The sequence below is a fragment of the Desulfovibrio cuneatus DSM 11391 genome (assembly GCF_000430005.1).
Taxonomy (GTDB): Bacteria; Desulfobacterota; Desulfovibrionia; order Desulfovibrionales; family Desulfovibrionaceae; genus Frigididesulfovibrio; species Frigididesulfovibrio cuneatus.
Map to the genome: position 1 here is coordinate 297,714 of NZ_KE387017.1, position 21,853 is coordinate 319,566.

Sequence of the window (21,853 nt, forward strand, 5' to 3'; positions counted from 1 at the left end):
CGTACCGCCCTATTCTTTTTTCCGGTACACAATGGTGCCGGTGTGGTGTTCAGGGTGGAACGTGCGGGAAATGCTGTGCAGCGATTCCGAGTGCCCAATAAGCATACAGCCGCCGGGCAGCAGGTTATCGTAGAATGATGCAATGACCTGCTTCTTCATCTCATCGTCAAAATAAATGATAACATTACGGCAGAAAATAATGTGGGAGCGATCAACCCGTTTGAGCAGGGCGCGGTCGCTGAGGTTAGTGTGCCCAAAAGAAACAAGGCGCTTAATTTTGGGGTCTACCGTGTAGTTTGTTCCTTCTTTTTTGAAGTATTTATTAATAATATCCAGGGGGGTGGTGCGCAGGGCGTATTCGCTATAAACACCCTTACGGGCAGAGGCAAGAACAGCTTCTGAAAGGTCGTTGGCGGTTATTTTAATGTCCCATGAGCTGATTTCTGTTTTCAGCACATCATGCAAAATCATGCTTATGGTGTAGGGTTCTTCCCCTGTGGAACACCCGGCAGACCAGATGCGCAGGCGCTTTTGCCCTGCGGCCCTGAGCTTTTCCAGTTCCTTGGGCAGCACCACTTCCTGAAATACTTTCAGTTGCGGCGGGTTGCGGTAAAAGCTGGTTTCGTTTGTGGTAATGGCTTCAAACAGCTTTACCATTTCCGTGCGGCGGTTAGCGTCAAACTTTAAATACTGGTAGTATTCATTGAAGTTTTTCAGGTTCAGCTCGCGCAGGCGGTTGCCAAGGCGGTTTTCCACAAGATATTTGCGGGTATCGGCAATGTAAATGCCGCTTGTTTCGTAAATGAAGTTCCGCAATTGAGCGAATTCTTCCTGGGTTGCTTTTATGTCGCGGGCTCCAGCCCCAGGAGAAGTGGAAAAAAGTGCCATGTGTTTATTCCCCCGCCCGTGTTCGAATTTGTTCAATGGCGTTTTCTGCGGCCGCCTGAATGTCTGCATCGTCATTGTTCAGTTGCGAAAGGAGTGCGCGGAACGCAATTTCGCCGCCAATAACCCCCAGTGCTTCAATCCCTTTCATGATAACCAGTGGGTCTTCTTCTTGCCCAATGCACTCCACCAGCTTTTCCACACTCCAGTGGGCATTGCGCTGGCTGAGTTTTTCAAGGCTACGAATGCGCACCCATGGGTCTGCATCATACAGGGCTTCAAGCAGAAGGGGGCGTGTAATTTCTTCCTTCATGCAATTGGAAGCTTCAATAACAGCAATGCGCACGTCCTGGTCACTGTCTGTAAACTGGTTGGTAATGGCTGTGGCAATGACGTCTGGCATGGGCAAAATGCGTGAAAGCCCCTCAACTGCCAGGGCACGAACCCTTGCTGCGCTGTCTTGCAGGGCTTTTTGCAGGTCTTCCTGGTATGTTTTGGGGGCAATTTGGCCCAGGGCATACACACCCATCATGCGCTGGTCTGCATCTTGTGTGTGTATCATACGTACAAGATGGTCCAAAATACGGGGTGAACGCAAGGCTACGCAGGCAAGAATAGCTGCTTCTTTCACGTCGTCGTAAGGGTGGACAAGCAGTTCAATAATATCGTCTTCCGCCCCTTGGGGGCTTCCTTTGGCTGCCAGAAACTCAAGGGCGCCGCGCAGCACAGTGCCATCAGTGTGGCGTTGCAGTGCCTGAAGGAAAAAGGGCTGGTCTTCCGGCGTTGCAATTTTGGCAAGTTCCACAATAATTATGCGCTGAATGTTGCGGGGGCTTTCCCAGAACAGGCGGCTGAGCAGGGCGACTTTATCCACCCCGGGCATACGCAAAATTGCGGCCAGGGCAACCTGCGTTGTGGCTTCATTAGGGTCACGCACGGCGCTTTCCACAGCTTTGGTCATGCCAATGCGGGCAATGGCATCCACACAGCGTTCCAGGCGTTCCATGTCTTCTTCCTGGTCCAGGGTGGAAGCCAGCAAGATAATACGTTGGGAAGCTTCTTCCCCGCCCACGGTGGCAAGCCCTTTAATGGCTGCATCCTGAATGGTTGTGTCGTCGTCTTCCATGGCTTGCATGAGGTAGTCCCGCAGGCGGGCTACCTCTTTTGCGCCCAAAAGGTTCAGGGTGTGTTCCCCCAAAATGTTGATAATGGCCTTTACCGTGAGGTTGGCCAGGGGGGTAGGGGCGTCTTCCAGGCGCTTTAGCAACAGGGGAACAGCTTTGATGTTTCCCATTTGCCCCAGGGCGTCAATAATGCTGGACGCCACCAGGTCGGAAGCTTTGTCCAGGGCCGCAAGCATGAAAGAAACGGAAGACTCCGCCCGCAGTTTGGTAAGTGCTTCAATAACAGCAAACTGTACCCATTCTTCATCATGCAGGGCTTTGTTCAGGCATTCCGCGGCCTCCATTTTGGCAAGGGAACCAAGGCTGATGGCCGCCTGGTAGCGCACGTTGACTTCCGGGTCGTGCAAAAGCGCATGGCACAGGTGCGGAATGGCCAGGGGGCTGTTTACGGAGCCGAGGATATCGGTAATAAAAATACGGATATCAGGGTCGTTGCTGTGCAAAAGCTGGGTAAGGGCGTTCAGGTCTTCCGCGCCGCGTTCGCGCAGAATTTCCATACCCATATTACGTATGGGGGCATCTTCACAGGAAAGGAGGGGAATGGCGCCTTGCACCACTTTGGGTCCGCCAATTTTGCGCAGGGCATAGTCTGCGGCTTCCTGAACACCTTTGTGCTTGCTTTGCAGGTGGGCAAACAACAGGGGCACAGCTATTTCCAGGCGTATTTTTCCGGCAAGGTAGGCCCCTTCCCTCATTTCTTCAGGGTCTGCGCTTTGCAGCAGGGTCATTGCGGTTTCTTGTGTAGGCATACAAAGGGCTCCCGTTTGTAATTCTGTGAGAACGAGGGGAGATGCTCCCCGCCATTCATGTACTATGAATGGATGAGTCTTACCGCGTGAAGTGGCTAAGAATAGTTGGCCCCATGTGGTCAATGTCCACTATTTCATCGGCAAGTTTTGCATCAACAATAGCTTTGGGCATACCATAAACAACACAACTTGCTTCATTTTGTGCAATGGCAAAGCCGCCCTTGGCTTTAAGTACCTTGGTTCCTTCCAGGCCATCGTTGCCCATGCCTGTTAGAATAACACAAAGCGCACGTTTGCCAAGGGCATTTCCGGCGGAAGCCATAAGCTCGTTGGCAGAAGGTTTGTACAGGGCGCTTTTGGGTTCTTCCCCCACCACCCCAAACAGCACTCCCCCGCGCATTTCAAGGCGCAAGTGCATTCCACCCCGGCACACATACGCTGTGCCGGGCTTAAGGCGAACCGTTTCAGCAATTTCTTCTACTTGAATGGCGCATTGGCCGTCCAGGCGTTTGGCAAATGGCCCGGTAAACGACATGGGCATGTGCTGGGCAATAAGCAGGGGCACCGGAAAATTTCCCGGCAGGGAGGAAAGCACTTTTTGCACCGCAGGTGGCCCCCCGGTGGAAACGCCAATGCACACTACATCAAAGGGGGCCCTGCCAAAACGCACGGGCACTTCCCCCCCCCCGGCCACCGGGCTGGAAGAGCGGGCAGCACTTGCCTGGCTGGGTTCATGCCCCAAGGTGTGCGTTGTGCTGGTTCCTCGGTCTGAAAAGGTTCCTCGTTCTACAAAGGTAGGTCTTTCAGGAGCGGCTGGGCGGCTGCTGTCAATGGTGCTCATTTTGGCACCAGTACCTGTGCTGCCCATGGCTGGGCTGGCAGAACCGGGTTGGGCATTGCGGCTTTTGCTGCGGTGAATAAGGCGCATTAAGGCTTTGCGCCGTGCCAGGGCACGCACCCGTGAGGCCAGTTCTTGTTGCAGGGCGACAATGTCCAGGCTGCCGGAAGCAGGTTTGGCAATGTAATCCAGGGCACCAATGTCCAGGGCTTTGAAGGTAACGTCTGCCCCTTCTGTGGTGAGCGAGCTAATCATGATAACCGGGGTAGGGGCTTCTTCCATAATGCGTTTCAGGGCGGTTATCCCATCCATGCGGGGCATTTCCACGTCCATGGTTATCAGGTCCGGGTCAAGGCTGGTAACCATTTCCAGGGCTTGCATGCCATCAGCCGCCATGCCCACAATTTCAATATCGGTTTCTTTTTCAAGCAGCATTTTCAGGGTGCGCCTGATAAAGAGGGAATCGTCCACAATAAGCACTTTAATCACGTCTTCTCCTTTATAAACACTGCTACTTTTGCCAAACCGGCTGCCGCAGTTAACGGACGGTGAGGCAGACCTTGCCTGCCTTGCTGACAGAAAAGAAGGGTAAGATAAAAGCGTGCAGGCAAGAATAGGTGGAAGTGTTTCCAAGAATATACTCAATTGGCAGAAATAACGCGAGTGTTTTCTGCGGTACACGTGGTTTTTCACCGAAATTACTTAGTAAAGACCATTGCAATACTACGCTTTACATGCTTTTTCATCATGCTTTGTCCTGCCTGCGCAAGCAGAAATATGGCCTAAACGACAAAGCCTGAGCATTTTACAGGGAAAATAAATTTCCTTTATTCGTATTTTTGGGGTCGTCTTCCCTGCGGGAAGCCGCTTCAAGGCAATTTTGCAATAGTTTTGCGTAATGGCAGGGGGCAAGTTGCGTTTATTGGGGCTGCATGCCGTGGCTTTCGTGTTGCTGAACAACAAGAAGTAAGGCATACTTTTTTCTGAATTGAATGGCAAGATGAGACTTTTGCCCAAGAGTCTCAGGGCGGCTTCCGTTAAGAAAACACTGATGCAGTGGCACTTGGGAAACGCTCACTAAAACAAGAGGTATGCAATGGCCAGCTCCCGGCAGCAACGATTGAACCAGCTCAGGCAAGAGTTGTATGACGCGCAGCAGCGCGTTATGCACTTGCAACATACTATTGCTCACCATGCTGCCCTTGTGGGGGAAGGGATTGAACCCCACAGCAGTATGGGCCAGCCAGTGCGCGGCCAAGGCGCTGAAGACGATATGTTCCAATATATAGGCCTTGTGGAAAACGAAGACGACATGAGCAATTTTATTGGTTCGGATGACCAGCCAGAAACAAAACCACGCCTTGGGGCAGAAGCGCCTTCGCAAATTAAGCCTAAAAGTTCTGTTTCTGTTTCCCCTCAGGTGCTGCAACTGGTGCATGGGCACCCCAATGATACGGTGGATTTTGCCGTGCCCGGCCCGGCCCCTTTGTTTGCCCAGGCAGAAGAGAGCAATGGGGCTGGCCTCACCCCTGGGCACAGTGCAGAACAGATGGATGATGCAGCGGGTGCGCTGCACCCCGTGCACACTGTGTGTGAGCCTGTTCCAGGGGTGTGCCCCGCAGAATTTTGGGAGTGGGATATAACGGCAAACGCGGTGCATACCTCCGCAGCGTGGCCCCCGCCCCCCTACATGGAAGAAGAGCACTCCGCCACTGCGCTGGAACAGTTGTTGCGCAGCGTGCATGCCATAGACCCTGTGCCCCTTGAGCGGCGTATTGATGCGCTGCTCTCCGGGGCGTTTGACCGCCTTTCCCTGCCGGTGCGTGTGGCAGTGGCCCCGCAAACCGGGGTTACGTGTTTGCACATGCTGTGCCACAGGGACGCCGGGCGTATGCCTGTGCGGCTATCGGCTTTGTTGCTGGCTGGGGCGCAGCCTTCAGCCTATGGCAGCATAGCCGGAGAAGCTGAATGTGCCCTTATGGGGGGGCGGTTTGGCAGCGGTGATATTGTTGCCCATTTTGATACCAAGGAGCGGTTGCTCTATTCCAGCCCTTCCCTTGCGGCCTATGCGCTGCCCCCGGCCCGCGGTTTTGTGGGGGAGGCATTCCCCCCTATGGGCAGCGGCACCCAGGCCATTGAAGCGGCTGTGCGCAAAGTGTTTCTGGAAAAAGTACCCCATTGTGAGCAGGTAACGCTGCATTCTTCATTGCTGGGCACTTTTGAGGCGGAATGCCGCTTCTGGCCGGAAAAAGGCCCGGATGGCACAGTGCTGTTTGTTCTGGCCCAAATACGCGACACCCAGCGCGCCCGGCGCATGGCGGAAAGTTACTACGCCTTGTTCCATGGCATTGAAGAAGGGTTTGTGGTGTGTGAACTGGACCCCCCAAGGCCTGCCGGGGCACAGGTGCAAGCCCATGAACTGCGTGTGTTTTCCATGAACCCTGCCTTTTCCCGGCTTTTCTCCCTGGAAGGAACTGGGGCAGGCCATTCCCTTGCCGCACTTTTGGGGCCAGACGCAGAACCGCTTATGGCAACGTGCCTTCGCCCCATGCTGGCAGGGGGGAAAGCCGTTACCGCCACCTTTACCAGCCATACGCGGGGCCTTTCCTTTGAAGTAACAGGCTACCCCACGGAGCAGGGCCGCTTTGCCTGCATGGTGAAGGATGTAACGGAAAAAGTGCGCATTATGCAGGCCATGCGCCTGAACGAGTCGCGCTTTGCCGCTTTGTACCGCCTTTCCCACATGGACGCTGCCCCGGAAGAGGAAGTGGTGCAATTCTCCCTGGACCACGCGGTGGAACTTACCAGCAGCAACATCGGGTTTTTGTATGTTCCGGCAGAACCGGGGGAATCAGCCCAGCGGTATTTTTGGTCGCGTGAAGTGCAAGACATGTTTGATGGTTTCCCGCCCGCAACAGTGCCAGATGCCCTGCTGCTGCGCCCGGCGGGTGAAATGGCCACAAGCCTGCGGCGAGGGGAAATATTTAATGAGCCCTTTGCAGAACACCCCGTGTGCATTGGGGAGCAGTTGGACATAAGCCGGTTTATGGTTGCCCCCATTATTGAGGACGAGCGGGTGGTGTGTATTGTGGGGGTGGCAAATAAGGCCGCTGCCTATGAGGCCGCAGACTTGCGCCAGTTTGAGCTGTTTATTAATGGCATGTGGTTTCAGTTGCGGCGGCGTTGGGCTGTGCAAACGCTGCAACGGGCCAAGGATGAAGCAGAAGCCGCCAGCCGTGCCAAAAACGAGTTTCTTGCCAACGTAAGCCATGAACTGCGCACCCCGCTTAACGGCATTTTGGGTATGTTGCAGTTGTTGCAGCAATCAACCCTTAGCACAACCCAACTGGAATATGTGGTTACAGCCAACTATTCAGGGCGCAGCCTTTTGCGTATTATTTCCGATATTCTGGACTTTTCCCGCATTGAGGCAGGCCGGTTCTTCCTGGAGCCACACCTTTTTGATTTTGCCACCACAGTACGTTCCACCCTTGGTATGTTTGTGCATGAAGCTGAACAAAAGCGCATTAAGTTTGTGCTGCGTATGGGCAGCAACATTCCCAAGGTATTGTTGGGCGACGATGCCCGCCTGCGGCAAATTATTTTTAACCTTGTGGGCAATGCCTTCAAGTTTACCGAATCAGGGGACGTGGCTGTGGAATGCAGCCTGCTGCCCTATTGCCCAGAGGGAAAGGTGTGCATGTATGTGGCGGTGAAGGATACCGGCATTGGCATACCCGATGAACGCCTGAATGATATTTTTACAGCCTTTACCCAGCTTGATGGTTCAAGCACCCGCAAGTATGCAGGCACGGGCCTTGGCCTTGGCATTGTGCAGCGCCTTATGCAGCTTATGGGCGGCACCCTGGCTGTGGAAAGTGAGGTGGGCGTTGGCACCACCATTCACTGCTCCATTCCCTTTGGAAGAGCGGAAGAAGAGCCGGAAGAAGAAAAAGTGGTGGAAGAACACCCTGTGAAGGCTCGGCCCCTGGATATTCTGGTGGCTGAAGATGACCCGGTGAACCGCCTGACCATTCGCAGCCTGCTGCAAAAACAAGGGCACCGTGTGGTGTGTATGAACAATGGACAGCAAGCCCTGGAGGCTTTGCAACTGCGATATTTTGATTGCCTTATTACCGACATTCAGATGCCTGTGATGGATGGAACCGAAGTTGCCATCCGCATTCGGGAAGGCAGCGCCAGCGACATTGCCCCCACAGCGGTGGTGGAAGAAATGCTGCAAATGGGAGAAGGGCCACACACGCTCCTGCCTGTTTCCACCACAATACCCCTTGTTGCCCTTACCGCCCACGCCATGACGGGTGATAAGGAATATTACCTCAGCCTTGGCATGGACTATTACCTTTCAAAACCCATTATTGCCACTGAACTGGAAGCCACGCTTAACCGCATTGCGGCTGGGCTTGCCACCAAAGCCCACCCATGACACCATTGATGCCTCACCCGCCCGTTGCCTCCCTTGATTTTACTGAAACTTGTTCCGCCCAGGAATTTCCGGAAGAACGGACTGTGGGCGTCCCTTTATTCTTGCAGCAGGCTGAAGCAATGCCTGTGCTGGATGTGCGTTCCCCCGCAGAATTTACCCAGGGCCATGTGCCAGGGGCCATTTCTTTGCCGCTTCTTGATAATGACCAACGGGCAGAAATTGGCACGTTGTACAAGCAGCAAGGGCGCGAAACGGCCTTTGCCCGCGGCCTGGAGCTGATAGCCCCCAAAATCCCCTATTTTCTGGAAGTGGCGCAACAGGTAACCGCCCATGGGGCCGGCCAGGATATAGCTGTGTATTGCTGGCGTGGGGGTGAACGCAGCCTTGGCATGGCGCGCTTGCTGCATGGCGCAGGCTATGGCGTGTGGCGGCTTGGTGGGGGGTATAAGGCCTTCAGGAATTATGTGTTGGACCTGTTCCAGCAACCCGTGCGCCTGCTTGTGCTTGGGGGGCAAACTGGGGTGGGGAAAACAGACGTGCTGCATGCCATGGCAGCCCAGGGTGCCCAGGTGGTGGATTTGGAACACTTGGCCCGGCACCGTGGTTCTGCTTTTGGCAGCTTGCCCCATGAAGGGCAGCCCACGTGTGAGCATTTTGAAAACCGCTTGGCCATGGCCCTGCGGTGCTGTTCGGGAGCGCGGCCCGTGTGGGTGGAAGATGAATCGGAAAAGCTTGGCAGGGTGCGTATTCCCCAGGCCCTTTTTCAGGTGAAGGAAGCTGCCCCTGCTGTGCTGCTGGAAGCTGGCACTGCGGAACGTTTGGTCCGTATTGTGGAAGAGTACGGCACATTGCCCCCAGCTTCTTTGGCGAAAGCCCTGGAAAAAATTCAAAAGCGTCTTGGTTCACAGCAATACCGTGCAGCGTTGGCGCTTTTAGAAGCCGGGGAAATTGCTTCCCTGGCAGGTCTTTTGCTGGTGTATTATGATAAGGGCTATGCCCGGCAAATGCGCAAGCGCGCGTATGCCATGACCATTACGGGGACAACGCCGCAAGAGACGGCACAGCGCTTGCTGGCCCTGGAGGCACAGCTTGTGCAGCCGTAGAGCGGTTGTACGCTTTGTGTTTTTGATTGGGCGTGGCACCCTGTCGTAGGGCGCGAGCCTTCCTTCTATTCTTCTTGGCTATTTTGTGCCCTCTCGCGTGCCTGGCTTTGGCCAAGCGCGGGGGGGCATTTTTTTTACAAACACAAAGTAAGACCATTGCAATACTGCGTTTTGCAATGGCCTTATTTTGGAATAATCATAACGCATTTTACAGTTGCATTGCTTCAGTCTGTTTTCACGCGTGTTGTTTTTGCTTGTGGCGCTTTTAGTATATGTATCTTAGTATTGTTGTATCAGAATCTACATTGCACGGCTAAGCATATTGAATTGTTAGAATTTATTATAACTTGCTGGTTTTGTTGGTTTGTTGTTGCGTAAAGTTCGTTTTTTTGATAATGGTAATATTGGTGTACAGTGTTGACGAATATAATGCATGCTATTTGCTTGTGCGCATAATTGATTCAAAAACATCCAATTTATACGCAATGTTATTATGATTCTCTATGAAGGCGTGTCGTTCAGGAGGTTGCAAGCAAATGGTTGTCATATGCGTGTTGCAGCAGGTGCATACCCTATGGGCCTGTGGTTGCAAAATGTTTACGTAGGGGGACAAAAATGGATACTGGAAGGCGTTCGGTTTCCTTGCAAATGGCTGTCACTGTGGCGGCAAGTGTCATCATGACAGTGATTGCTGTGCTGTTCATCGTGCATGGGTATTCTGGCTTAACGCAAAGCATTCTTTCCGCAACGGAAGTGAGTGTTGGGTATGCCACCAGGGCGGTGAACCAGTCGTTGGAAAAAACGTTGCTGCCAGCGGAATTTACCCTGCGCATGCTGCGCCAAACAGCCATTGGTGAAGCAAAAACCGTGGAAGAACGGCTGGAAATGCTGCCAGCGTTTGCGGAAGCATTGCGGGCTGCCCCCATAGCTGACGCGGTGTTTATGAGCTATGGGACAGACGAACTTTTTCTGCTACGCCGCTATGCCCAAAACCTAGGCGCCCTGCAATTACACGCCCCTGCGGGAAGCGTGTTCGTGTTGCAAACCAAAACCCTGAATGCTGAAAATACCTTTGTGCGTGAAATTCGTTATTACGATGATAACCTCATGCTGCTGGGCACGCACACCACAGATACCTTTAATATTACCCCCAGAATGATGGCCTGGTATGAAGCGGCCATGAGCCATTCAGGCCCTACCACCACCAGGGCGTATGCCTTTGTAGACACTGGCGAGGTAGGCATAAGCATGGTGGAGGCAACTCCGGGGGGAGATGGTGTGCTGGGGGTGAATTTGCCCACCAGGAATATCAGTCAGTTGCTTGTGCGCCTGCGCATGACACCACACACGCAAATAGTGCTAGTAGATGACACCGGGCGTGTGGTGGCTGCCTCGGAAGCAGAAATGCTGGACACGCAATTGGTAGGAGATGATGGGGCTGTGCCCATTACGGCATTGCATCATGTTTTCTTTGAACAGCTTGCCACACAGCAAGAAACCACGGGGGTGCAACGCAATAGAAACGGCAGTCTGTTTGGCGCTGTTTCCCCCTTGCGTCAAATTTATGGAAATGAGCTGCGCATGCTCATGGTTATTCCGGAAAACGAACTGCTGCTTATGGCGCGGGAAAGCCTGCCCCGCTATTTAATGCTTGCCTTTGGTACATTGCTGTTGGCAGTGATGACAGCATTAATAGCAGGGTGGTGGTTGGCCCGGCCCCTGGTCAATTTAGCCCAGCAGGTTGTTGCCTTGAGTGATTATGACTTCACAGCGCCAGTGCAGGTAAGCACACGGTTCAGGGAAGTGCGTCGCCTGGGCTTTGTGTTGCGTGACATGGCATCAGCCATACGGAGCATGCGGGAAATTTCGCGGATTTTGAACAGGGAGCCTAACCTGGAATATATGCTGGAAGCTGTGCTGGAACACCTGTTGCTTTTGGCGAAACGTTCTGCCGGGGCTGTTTATTTGCGTGGTTCAGGCAATAGTTTGCAAAAATCGGCTGCCATGGGAAAAGACTTTCCTGAAGAGTTGCCCGTGGGGGACGCCCAGTGGCATAAAGAGGCCGTGCTGGCTGCATTCACCGCAACGCTGGGCAACGACTATTTGTTTACCCCATTGCTCAACCGGGAAGGCACGCTGATTGGCGTATTGTGCATCGACTACCCCCGCGCCTTGCAGCAACAGGAAGGCACGCACTTTGAGCAGCTCACACAATACCTTGAAGGAATTGCTGGTTCCGCTGCGGTGGCGGTGGAAATGCGCCAGCTTATTCTTACCCAAAAAGCCCTGCTGGAAGGCATTATAAGCCTGATGGCAGACGCTATTGATGCGAAGTCGTTGCACACTGGCGGGCACTGCCGCCGGGTGCCGGAACTTGCCTGCATGATTCTGGAAGCCATAAAAACCTCTCAGCAGGCACCTTTTACCACGTTTTCCCTTTCCCCGGATCAGGAAGAAGAATTCCGGGTTGCGGCATGGCTGCATGACCTGGGGAAAGTGACGACCCCGGAATATGTGGTGGATAAGGCCACAAAACTGGAAACACTGTATAACCGCATTCATGAAATTCGCATGCGTTATGAGGTACTGCACCGTGATGCGCTTATTCAATGCCAGCAGCGCATGTTGCAGGACGCTGCCCCGGAAGAAGCCTTACAGGAATGCCAGCAAACACAGGCCCGGCTGCAAGAAGAATTTGCCTTTGTGGCCCGGTGTAATATTGGAGCAGAGTCCATGCGGGATGAAGATATGGCCCGCTTGCATGACATAGCCAGGCAAACCTGGGTGCGGCATTTTGACAGTTCCCTTGGCCTTTCGCGCGATGAGCAAAAGCGTAACCTTGCGGCACATACCCCGCCGCCGCCAGTGGAAGAACCCCTGCTGGCAGACAAGCCCTGGCATGTTGTGCCCTGGGGCAAGGTAGTGCCCCCTGTGTGCAAAGATGACCCAAAGAATATTTGGGGGTTTGATATGAAGATTCCTGAATGTATGTATAATTACGGTGAATTGTATAATTTGTGCATACGTTTTGGGACTCTTACGGCTGAAGAGCGCTTCAAGATTAATGACCACGTGGTGCAAACCATTTGTATGCTTTCAAGCCTGCCCTGGCCGCCAACCCTGGATAATGTGCCCCGCATTGCCGGGGGCCACCATGAGATGCTTGTGGGCAATGGCTACCCGCAGCAACTGGAGGCAGAAGAAATGGGCCTGCTGGAACGGATTATGACAATAGCAGACATTTTTGAAGCTCTTACGGCCCCGGACAGACCCTATAAAGAAGGGAAAACACTGCGCCAGGCCCTGGGAATTCTTGCAGATATGGTGCGTAAAGGAAACCTGGATAAAGATATTTATAACCTCTTCGTGCGGGAAAAAATCTATCTCGCCTATGCCAAAAAGTTTGTGAAACCGGAACAGATTGATAATGTGGCAGGCGAGGAGTTTATGGTGCCGTAAAGAATAACGAGAGTTAATTGTGGGATGGATTTACTTGGGGAGGCAGAGCCTCCCCAAGTAAATCCGCCAAGAGCATGATTGGCTCGGCCCTTCCTGAGCCTCGGGCTTCGGCTCCCGCCATGTGGGCGGTTCTCAATTGTGCCTCCTGCACAATTGTCCTCTTGGAACGCCGATGCGGGGGCAGGGGGAATGATCCCCCAATACAAGTCAATGCGCAGTTAAAGGCTATTGAGGAAACGGTGAGTTTTTGTGTTTGGCTAGGCACGAGCCATTTTTAAAGGGGGGCTGGACTTCTTTGGTCCTGCCCCCCTTTAAAAATGGCGAGTAACACCGCAAAACACAAAAACTCACCGTTTCCTAATAGATCCAGAGAAGCTCGCGGTATTTGGGCAAAGGCCAGCGGGCGTCGTCCACAAGGCTTTCCAGGGCATCTGCCTCAGCCCGGCAAGCCGTCATTACAGGCAGGAGCAGGTCGCGGCAAAAACGAGCTTTTTCCACCACAGACCCTTTAATTTCCATGCACCGGGGCAGCTCTTCATCCAGCCTGTCCAGGGCAATCATCAGGTCGCGCACATGGCGGTTCACGCGGTCAAGCTGCAACTGGTGCGTTTCCCACACCCCTTCATCGCATCCTGCCTTGCGCAATGACCCAATGGTTTCCGCCAGCTTACGCTGCCAGGAAAGGGAAGGGGGCAGAATAAGGGTGCGCCCCATTTCCAGGGCCACCTGGGCTTCAATCATGAGCACTGTAATGTATTCGTCCAGCAAAATGTCGCGGCGTGAATGGACTTCACGCGGGGAAAGCACCCCGTAGCGGCTCAGCAGGGCAATGTGTTCGTCTGTGTTAAAAAGCTCAATGGCATCCACGGAATTGCGCAGGTTGGGCAGGCCGCGTTTTTCAGCCTCTTTGGGCCAGGCTGTGCTGTAGCTGTCTCCTGCAAACAGTACCGGGGCATGGGCGGCAAACTCTTCACGCAACAGTTTGTTCACGGCATCAAGGAACGGGGTGCCTTCTGCCACAGCCGCTTCCAGAATGGTTGCATAGGCGTCCAGTGCTTCCGTCACGGCCGTGTTCACAAGGAACGTAATGGGGGCAGCACTTTGCAGGGAGCCGGGGGAGCGAAACTCAAACTTGTTCCCCGTAAACGCCACAGGAGAGGTGCGGTTTCTGTCTGTGGCATCGCGCGGCAGTGCGGGCAGTGCGCTTACACCAATGCGCATAAATTCGCGCTGTTTTCCCTTGCTTTGGGTGCCGGCAATAATGCCTTCCACCACTTCCATAAGTTCATTGCCCAGGAACATGGAAAGAATGGCCGGGGGCGCTTCGTGGGCGCCAAGGCGGTGGTCGTTGCTGGCCGTGGCGGAACCGATGCGAATGAGGGAAGCATACTTGTGCACGGCACGGGCTGTGGCACACAGGTACACAAGGAACTGGGCATTTTCCTGTGGTGTATCACCGGGGTCCAGCAGGTTGTTGCCCTCGGAATCTTGTAGCGACCAGTTGTTGTGCTTGCCGCTGCCGTTTACCCCTTTGAAGGGCTTTTCATGGAGCAGGCACACCATGCCGTGGTCACGGGCCACACCGCGCAAAATTTCCATAATGAGCATGTTGTGGTCAATGGCAATGTTGGCTTCTTCATACAGCGGGGCCAGCTCAAACTGGGCCGGGGCCACTTCGTTGTGGCGTGTTTTCAGGGGAATGCCCAGGCGGTACAGGCGCTTTTCCACGTCCATCATAAAAGCCAGAATACGCCCGCGAATGCTGCCGTAGTAGTGGTCGCCCATTTCCTGGCCCTTGGGGGGGCGTGCGCCAAACAGGGTGCGCCCTGTGTTTACCAGGTCGGGGCGCTGCAAAAAGAATTGGCGGTCAATTAAGAAATATTCCTGCTCAATGCCCAGGGCCACGTTCACGTGGGTGGCGCGGTTGTTGCCAAACAGGCGCAAAATACGCAAAGCCTGCTGGGAAAGTGCCTGGGTGGAGCGCAAAAGCGGGGTTTTACGGTCCAGGCATTCCCCGGTGTAGGAACAGAACGCCGTGGGAATGCACAGGGTTTTGCCGTTAAGGCTTTCCTTCAAAAATACAGGGGAGCGCGGATCCCATGCGGTGTACCCCCGTGCTTCAAAGGTGGTGCGAATGCCGCCAGAAGGAAAGGACGAAGCGTCGGATTCTCCCTTAATAAGCATTTTACCCGAAAATTCGTTAATGATTCTACCAGGGCCACTGGGGGTTAAAAAGGCATCATGCTTTTCTGCGGTAAGGCCTGTCATGGGCTGGAACCAGTGGGTGTAGTGGGTGGTTCCTTTGTTCACTGCCCATTCTTTCATGGCATTGGCAACAATGTCAGCCAATTGCGGGTCAAGGGGGGTGCCTTCATGAATGGTGGCCTGGAGCCGCTGGAACACGTTGGCAGGCAGGTAGCTGCGCATGGTCTCTTCGCCGAACACCAGTTCTCCGTATATTTCTTCCAACGGGGCAGCTTGGTAGTCAATATTCTTATTGAGGGGGCGGGTAGAGGCAATGTGGGAAATGGTGCTTTGACGCAAGGCATTACGCGTACTCATGGGGGCATTCTCCGAAGGTTTCCGGTTGCGTAGGGCATAGCTTTCCTATGCCAAGCAATTCATTTTGGAAACGCTGAGTTATTCCGTGTTGCTGTGTTTCTCAGGTTTTTTGCAACGGGGCAGGGCCAAAGAGCCCATCACCCGTTGCAAAAAAAGCTCGTGCCTTGCCAAACGAAAAACTGAGCGTTTCCTCAATGTCATTTAATAGTTCGTTACTTAAATCTTTGTGCGGGGGCCGTCAATGTCTCTTTGGTCCGGCGGGCCGTGTAACGGTGTGCAAAAGCAAGAAACTCCCCGCAAGCACGTGCTTGTGGAGAGTTTGAATATGCAGAACAAAAAACACGAGAATTACTTGACAGGGGAAACAGTGACACGGCGCTGGTTGGTTGCCTTTACCCCGCTGGCACTGGTCTGTTTTTTGGCAAGGGCCACTGTTGTTTTGGCCTTTTTGGTTTTAGCGGGCTTTTTGGGGCTGCGCAGCATAAAGGTGTTTCCGTCTTTGGAAGCTTCAATAATAGTCGCTTCGGAAAGCAGTGTTTTGCCTGTTCCCCGTGCCTTGCGGGCCTGCTTGAATGATTTGAAGGGGCCAAGGGCCACAATGGCGTTATTTTTTGCAGATGAGGTGGAATGCATAATTTTCAGCGGCTTACCTTGCATTTTTGTTTGCAGGGCCTGCAATTGTTTTTGGGCCTTTGCTTCGGGCAGGGCGGGGGTAAGGCGCAGGTAAAAGGCGTTTTCCTGGTCAATGGGGGTGCCGTCTGGTTTACTTACCACTTCAATGGCGGCCCGGCCCACGCCAAGGGCCATAAGTCCCAAAGACTTTGCGGCCCGTTTGGAAACGTCCACCAGTCTGTTTCCGCCAAAGGGGCCCCTGTCAGTCACTTCCACAAGCACATGGCTGTTGTTGTTCAGGGAATACACGCGGAGTACAGTGCCAAAGGGCAGGTTGGGGTGGGCTGCGGTAAAGTCGTTCTGGTCGTAGGTGCGCCCGCTAGCGGTGCGTTTACCGTGAAATTCTTCGCCATACCAGGAAATTTTACCGGCTTTGTTGCTGCTGGTATTGGCGTTAGCAGTTAGGGGAACAAGGCACAGGGTAACTGCACAGGCCAGGGAACAAAGGCGAAAGACAACGCCATGGAAAACACCTAGGCTGCGCCCGGTGCTGCGGGGAAATGCGATATGTTTCATAAGGTCAAATGGCTGGCCTGGCGCGAAAAGCAAGCATGAAGCTGCAATCCACTTCCACCGGAATGTTCCGGTGTCCCAACTGGGAACAGGGCCTTTTTGTTTGGCAAGCACAGGCGTTATTGAATAAAACCAGGGGCAGGGGCATGCAAAAACACAGTGTTACTGGGCCTGCCTGCCTGTGCGCTTTTTATTGAAACTGTACATGCAGTATACCGGGGGGGCAGGGCTGAGGCAATCTTTTTTTAATTCAATAAAATCGGTGTGGTAACGTATTTAATAGTGAATTTGAAAATTTAGTCAAGCAATTGGGTAACTTCTTGGGCTGATGTTATTTTATTCTTTTTTGTGTCTTGCAGGGCAGTGGGAAATGGCTTCAGTACCATGTTTGCATTTGGCTTATGCCCAGGAATGAACCGTTACACAAAGCCCTCCATGAATACAAGGGAAGCCGGGGAAAGCACCAAAGCCGGGCGGCTTAGTCCTTTGCCTTGGGTTTCTTCCTTGGGAATGCGGTGTATGGAATTGGCTTCGCCGCTGGCATCGTGCAGCAGCAGGGTGTTACCTTCCACGCCTGCAATGGTTGTCCAGTGGGAAACCACGGGCAGGGGCACCCCCGGTAAAAAACGGTGAAAGCGCACAATGGCGGCCCGCCTGGTGGCTGTGGGGCAAAACCAGGCGTGCAGGTGTTGCCACAACACGCCGTTAAGGGCGGCATTTACGGGGTTGTGGCACTGTTCCTGGGTGGTGTCTTCATCCAGCATGAAAAAAAGGGGATTTTCTTCCACCTCTTCCACACCAATGCGTTGGGGGCGGGGGATAAGGCATTGGGAAAAGGGTTGCTCCACAAGGCAGGGCAATGGTTTGTGGCAGCACCAGCGTTCCAGCATATAGCGCACAACCCAGTAGTGGTCTGTGTGGTTGCGTAAAAAGGCGCGCCAGGCCGGGGGGTGGGCGGCAACTGCTTCCATACTATACAAATAAATGTGGCGCGCCTGTTCCAGCCCCAGGTTGTGGCACAGGGAAAGGGCGTTGATAACGGCATAAATGCCACATGCGTAGTCGAGGGTGCCTTGTAAATAACGGCGCATGGCAAACCTTGCGGGAAATGGCCAGCAGCAACAGGTGGGTGGCTGGGTTAGGGGGTGAACTGCCAGATACTGGACGAAATATGGTGTGTGTTGTAGCGCCTTCTGTAAGCGGGGGCAAGGTGTAAGAAGGATAAAAGAATAAATTCGTGCTGGACAGGGCGGCAAGAAGTGGCTATGCTTACTGAAATACTATATGCGGATTTATTGATATGAAAACCATTGTTGACCCACTTCTTTTGCAAAACCAGTGCCTTGCATGGCGTGGTGAAGGCAAAAGCATTGCCGTTGTTCCCACCATGGGGTTTTTCCATGCGGGGCATGAGTCGCTTATGCGCCAGGCCCGTACCCTGGCAGACAAGCTTGTGGTAACGCTGTTTGTAAACCCCAGCCAGTTTGGGCCGGGGGAAGATTTAGGCGCATACCCCAGGAAGCTGGAACAAGATGCAGCCATTGCCCAGGGCCATGGGGCAGATGTTTTGTTTACCCCTGCGGCGGAAGAAATGTATGCCCCAGGCCATTCCACGTGGGTGGAGGTGGGGGGCGTAAGCCAAGGCCTTTGCGGGGCTTCCCGGCCCGGCCATTTTCGTGGTGTAACCACGGTGGTGGCCAAGTTGTTTTCCTTATGCCAGCCCACAGTGGCGGTGTTTGGGGAAAAAGACTGGCAGCAACTTGCCGTTATTCGCCGCATGGTGCGTGACTTGTTCCTGCCTGTTTCCATTGTGGGCATGCCTATTTTTCGTGAAGCAGACGGCCTTGCCATGAGTTCACGCAACGCCTACCTTACCCCGGCGGAACGGGCCGAGGCTGTGCATATTTCCCATGGTGTGTTCCTGGCCCGCAAGCTTGCCTTGCAAGGGGCCTCCATTCCCGAGGTAAAGGCCGGGGTGCTGACCTACTGGAACACGCACCTGCCCTTGGGCTCCCTTGATTATTTGCAGTTTGTGCACCCTGAAACAATGCAGCCAGTGGAAAATTTTTCCACACCGGTGCTGGTGGCGGTAGCCATGAAGGTGGGCAAGGCGCGGCTTATTGACAATTGCCTTATTGCCCCGGTTGCCTAGGGAAACGTTGATTTATTCCGTTTGGCGGCGTTATGTCTCTAAAGCCGACGGCAGTCGCGAGCATAGCGAGCTGTAAGTATTTCGTTTTGCTTGGCTGGGGGCACCGTTGCAAGCCTGGCCCGAACATTGCATTTGCACTGGATACCATTATTTCAATTTTGAGGAGCCCTTATGATTCCAGCGAAAGGAACGTACTTTTTTACTTCTGAATCTGTTACTGAAGGTCACCCAGACAAAGTGGCAGACCAGATTTCAGACGCTGTGCTGGACGCCCTGCTGGAGCAGGACGCTAATGCCCGCGTTGCCTGTGAAACATTGGTAACCACTGGCATGGCATTTATTGCCGGTGAAATTACCACCACTGCCTATGCAGACCTGCCTACCATTGTGCGCAGCACCATTAAGCGCATTGGCTACGACAGCTCTGACATGGGTTTTGACTGGCAAACCTGTGCTGTTATGTCTTCCATCGACAAGCAGTCCCCCGACATTTCCCAGGGTGTGGATAAAAAAGATACGGAAGACCAGGGCGCTGGCGACCAGGGCATGATGTTCGGGTTTGCCTGTGATGAAACCCCCACCCTTATGCCTGCCCCCATTTACTGGGCGCACAAACTTTCTGAGCGCCTTACCGAAGTGCGCAAAGAAGGCATTTTGCCCTACCTGCGGCCTGACGGGAAAACCCAGATTTCCTTTGAATACGTGGATGGCGTTCCCCGTTTCATTAAAAACGTGGTTATTTCCAGCCAGCATTGCCCCACTGTGAGCCAGGAACAACTGGTAGCGGAAATTCAGGACAAGGTCATTATTCATACCCTGCCTGCTTCCATGTTCAACCCCGCAGAGTGCGATATTCATATTAACGCCACCGGACGTTTTGTGGTGGGCGGCCCCATGGGGGATAGCGGCCTTACAGGGCGCAAGATTATTCAAGACACTTACGGCGGCATGGGCCTGCATGGCGGCGGCGCGTTTTCCGGTAAAGATGCCTCCAAGGTAGACCGTTCCGGTGCCTACATGGCCCGCTACATTGCCAAAAACGTGGTGGCAGCAGGGCTTGCTCCTAAGTGTGAAGTGCAAATTGCCTACTGCATTGGCGTGGCCCGGCCCGTTTCAGTGCTGTGTTCTTCCCTTGGCACAGGGCATTTGCCCGACACCGTGCTGACCAAGGCTGTGAACGAGGTGTTTGACCTGCGCCCTTACCACATTACCAAGCGCTTGGACCTGAACCGTCCCATCTTCTCCAAAACATCCTGCTACGGCCACTTTGGCCGTGAATTGCCGGAGTTTAACTGGGAGAAGACGGATGCGGTGGCGGACCTTAAAACCGCCGCCAAAGTCTAGAGAGCGTCTCTTTTTCCGTTTTGCGGCGTGACCTTCTTCGCTCGGGCTACGTGGAGATGTGCGGGTAGCAAAGCTACCCACACCCTCCGCCCTCGCTTCACGGCTCGCTACGCTCGCGACTGCCGTCGGCTTTAGGGAAAGGGGGGCAGGGTAAAAGAGCCTTGCACCTACTTCAAAAAAAAGCTTGCGCCTTGCCAAACGAAATAACTGCGCGTTTCCCAAATGCATTGAAACCGGGTCTCTCTTAATGGAGAGGTCCGGTTTTCGTTTAGGAACGTTTACTTCCCTTTCGCAACGCCCGAGCGGTGAAAGGAAATGCTGCATTTTTTCGTTTGGCATTGGTAGCTACCCTAAAGCCGACGGCAGTCGCGAGCATAGCGAGCCGTGGAGTGAGGGCGGAGGGCGTAGGCGGCTTAGCCGCTGAAGCATCTCCACGATGCCCGAGCGGTCAGTCGAAGTCGGTGAAGAGAGCACCTATATGGAGCGGCCCAAGGGTTGTTTTGGCGTTTTGTTCCCGCATGCGCCAGAAGGCCTGTTGTATCTGGTCGGAAGTAATGCCGTTGCGCATGGCGGTGTAGGCTTCAATATAGGCGGCAAGAATGTCGCATGTTTTCACCAGTTTCCCGTCTTTGGGGTCATACCTGTTGTCATTGTAAGTGCCTTGCAGGGCATCGAAGGAAACAGTGTGCAGGGTGCCGTTTTCCACCACGGTTTCATTAAATTCCGAGCCTGTGGCCAGGCCAAGGTAAAAGCTCATGCGCTCGGTAATGTCCTTGTGTCCTTCTGTGAGCAGGGGGGTGAACACCCGGCGTTCCAGTTCGTTATTTTCGTATTCTTTAATAAGGGTTTCCAGGTCTTCAAACGACTTTTTCACCGGGGAAATGATGTCGCGGGTAAGCAGTTCCGGCAGGTCGTGGAACAGGCCGCAGAAAAAGTTGTTTACCCGGCGGGCCGGGCATGCCCCAAGGCCCATGCTGAAAAAATAGGAAAAACAGGCTACAATGAACATGTGCCCCATAACGGATGTTTCCGGCACACGCGGCGTTTGCGACCAGCGTTTTTGGAAGCGCAACTGCCCGCACAGGTTGGCAAACCGGGCCAGGGCAGAAATATTCTGGGTTTTCTTGTCTTTCTTGCCGGGCAGGAGCAGTTCAAGGCCTTCAATAAGTTGGGGCATGCCGGGCAGGTTGGCATAGCTGGCCAATTGCTCCTGAAAGCGGTGCTCAATATCAGCCAGCTCGTCATCAAAAGGCTGGTTGTGGGGTTGCAGCAGGCGAAATTCCCAGACGCTGGAATACAGGTGGGCTGCACCAAGAATATCTGCCGCAGGACCCTGGGGCTTTGCCTGCAATACGGAACGGGTGAAGCGCTCCCAAAAGTTTTCGTTGAGGGGGCGCAGGTGGGGTTCCACTTCTGCAATGGCCCATCTGGCAAGCTGCTGGTAATGCTCCGGGTTGTCTTTAATGCGGTAAAGAATGGGGGGCTTGATGTCGGTAATAATCAGCCGGAACAGATAGTCAAAAATGCCGCCTTCCACCACCGCTTCTTCCAGGGCCAGACGCTCTTCAAAGCTCATGTTCTGGCTGGCAAGACGGCACAAGAGCCAGGCCGTGATCATTTTATGGGCTTGCTTGTCTATTTCAATAAACTCCATGGGGCGGAGCTTATCGTTCCAGCGCTTCATGTATGCGCCGGAAAAAACAAATTGCAATAGCCCTTTGCGAATGTTGCCTGTCATGGTGGTTTCCTTTTATTCTTTCTTTCGCTTCTGCGGCGGGGTATATGCTTTGGCGGCGTAGCCGCCTGCGCCCCGCCTTGTCGCTCCACGGCTCGCTACGCTCGCGACTGCCGTCGGCTTTAGGGTGGGTTCGTACGCAACCTGAAAAAAACAACTTGAGTGTCTTTGGGAAATGCTCAGTTTTTCGTTTGGCAAGGCACAAGCTTT

The 21,853-nt window shown here is 53.7% G+C and carries 12 protein-coding genes; 5 read left to right on the forward strand and 7 right to left on the reverse strand.

The window, feature by feature from the left end; genetic code table 11:
* Positions 1-9 precede the first annotated feature (9 nt).
* From G497_RS0113995 to G497_RS0114005, 3 genes are all read right to left on the reverse strand, one after another.
* Complete coding sequence (locus tag G497_RS0113995; RefSeq protein WP_027188615.1) at positions 10-888, reverse strand: CheR family methyltransferase; 879 nt, start codon at positions 886-888, stop codon at positions 10-12.
* Between the two features lie 4 nt (positions 889-892).
* Complete coding sequence (locus G497_RS0114000) at positions 893-2,818, reverse strand: HEAT repeat domain-containing protein (RefSeq protein WP_027188616.1); 1,926 nt, start codon at positions 2,816-2,818, stop codon at positions 893-895.
* 79 nt (positions 2,819-2,897) lie between these two features.
* Positions 2,898-4,145 carry a chemotaxis-specific protein-glutamate methyltransferase CheB gene (locus tag G497_RS0114005; RefSeq protein ID WP_027188617.1) on the reverse strand — a complete coding sequence of 416 codons (1,248 nt, stop codon included), beginning with the start codon at positions 4,143-4,145 and terminating at the stop codon, positions 2,898-2,900.
* 676 nt (positions 4,146-4,821) lie between these two features.
* Between G497_RS0114005 and G497_RS19405 the strand changes: the two genes are divergently transcribed.
* From G497_RS19405 to G497_RS0114020, 3 genes are all read left to right on the forward strand, one after another.
* Positions 4,822-8,103 carry a hybrid sensor histidine kinase/response regulator gene (locus G497_RS19405; RefSeq protein ID WP_169727012.1) on the forward strand — a complete coding sequence of 1,094 codons (3,282 nt, stop codon included), beginning with the start codon at positions 4,822-4,824 and terminating at the stop codon, positions 8,101-8,103.
* Positions 8,100-9,206: a tRNA 2-selenouridine(34) synthase MnmH gene (gene mnmH, locus G497_RS0114015; RefSeq protein WP_084516323.1), complete on the forward strand. Its 1,107-nt coding sequence runs from the start codon at positions 8,100-8,102 to the stop codon at positions 9,204-9,206. Before G497_RS19405 ends, mnmH begins: the two co-directional genes overlap by 4 nt.
* Before the next feature lie 615 nt (positions 9,207-9,821).
* The gene (locus G497_RS0114020; RefSeq protein ID WP_027188619.1) at positions 9,822-12,665 is read left to right on the forward strand and encodes an HD domain-containing phosphohydrolase; all 2,844 of its coding nucleotides are present in this window, start codon (positions 9,822-9,824) and stop codon (positions 12,663-12,665) included.
* Positions 12,666-13,022: 357 nt separating this feature from the next.
* Here the strand turns inward: G497_RS0114020 and G497_RS0114025 are convergent, their stop codons facing one another.
* The 3 genes from G497_RS0114025 to G497_RS0114045 form a co-directional block, all read right to left on the reverse strand.
* Positions 13,023-15,227, reverse strand: a complete 2,205-nt coding sequence (locus tag G497_RS0114025) for a glutamine synthetase III family protein (protein WP_034638002.1) — start codon at positions 15,225-15,227, stop codon at positions 13,023-13,025.
* A 348-nt stretch (positions 15,228-15,575) separates the two neighbouring features.
* Positions 15,576-16,415 carry a septal ring lytic transglycosylase RlpA family protein gene (locus G497_RS19410; protein ID WP_156908129.1) on the reverse strand — a complete coding sequence of 280 codons (840 nt, stop codon included), beginning with the start codon at positions 16,413-16,415 and terminating at the stop codon, positions 15,576-15,578.
* A gap of 416 nt (positions 16,416-16,831) precedes the next feature.
* Entirely contained in the window at positions 16,832-17,503 is a 672-nt protein-coding gene (locus G497_RS0114045; RefSeq protein ID WP_027188622.1) for a hypothetical protein, read from the reverse strand.
* Between the two features lie 209 nt (positions 17,504-17,712).
* Here G497_RS0114045 and panC point away from each other — a divergent pair, with 209 nt between their 5' ends.
* Together panC and metK are read left to right on the forward strand one after the other, a co-directional pair.
* Entirely contained in the window at positions 17,713-18,564 is an 852-nt protein-coding gene (gene panC / locus G497_RS0114050) for a pantoate--beta-alanine ligase (RefSeq protein WP_027188623.1), read from the forward strand.
* A 171-nt stretch (positions 18,565-18,735) separates the two neighbouring features.
* On the forward strand, positions 18,736-19,908 hold the full coding sequence (gene metK / locus G497_RS0114055) for a methionine adenosyltransferase (protein WP_027188624.1): 1,173 nt from the start codon (positions 18,736-18,738) through the stop codon (positions 19,906-19,908).
* Positions 19,909-20,356: 448 nt separating this feature from the next.
* Here the strand turns inward: metK and G497_RS0114060 are convergent, their stop codons facing one another.
* Positions 20,357-21,646, reverse strand: a complete 1,290-nt coding sequence (locus G497_RS0114060) for an HD domain-containing protein (protein WP_027188625.1) — start codon at positions 21,644-21,646, stop codon at positions 20,357-20,359.
* Positions 21,647-21,853: the final 207 nt, after the last annotated feature.

Bases quoted from the DNA above. Each gene is read 5' to 3' on its own strand.
- G497_RS0114060 (WP_027188625.1), bottom strand. From the start codon at position 21,646: ATGACAGGCAACATTCGCAAAGGGCTATTGCAATTTGTTTTTTCCGGC.
- mnmH (WP_084516323.1), top strand. From the start codon at position 8,100: ATGACACCATTGATGCCTCACCCGCCCGTTGCCTCCCTTGATTTTACT.
- G497_RS0114020 (WP_027188619.1), top strand. From the start codon at position 9,822: ATGGATACTGGAAGGCGTTCGGTTTCCTTGCAAATGGCTGTCACTGTG.
- panC (WP_027188623.1), top strand. From the start codon at position 17,713: ATGAAAACCATTGTTGACCCACTTCTTTTGCAAAACCAGTGCCTTGCA.
- G497_RS0114025 (WP_034638002.1), bottom strand. From the start codon at position 15,227: ATGAGTACGCGTAATGCCTTGCGTCAAAGCACCATTTCCCACATTGCC.
- G497_RS0113995 (WP_027188615.1), bottom strand. From the start codon at position 888: ATGGCACTTTTTTCCACTTCTCCTGGGGCTGGAGCCCGCGACATAAAA.
- G497_RS0114000 (WP_027188616.1), bottom strand. From the start codon at position 2,818: ATGCCTACACAAGAAACCGCAATGACCCTGCTGCAAAGCGCAGACCCT.
- G497_RS0114045 (WP_027188622.1), bottom strand. From the start codon at position 17,503: ATGCGCCGTTATTTACAAGGCACCCTCGACTACGCATGTGGCATTTAT.
- G497_RS19405 (WP_169727012.1), top strand. From the start codon at position 4,822: ATGCACTTGCAACATACTATTGCTCACCATGCTGCCCTTGTGGGGGAA.
- G497_RS19410 (WP_156908129.1), bottom strand. From the start codon at position 16,415: ATGAAACATATCGCATTTCCCCGCAGCACCGGGCGCAGCCTAGGTGTT.
- metK (WP_027188624.1), top strand. From the start codon at position 18,736: ATGATTCCAGCGAAAGGAACGTACTTTTTTACTTCTGAATCTGTTACT.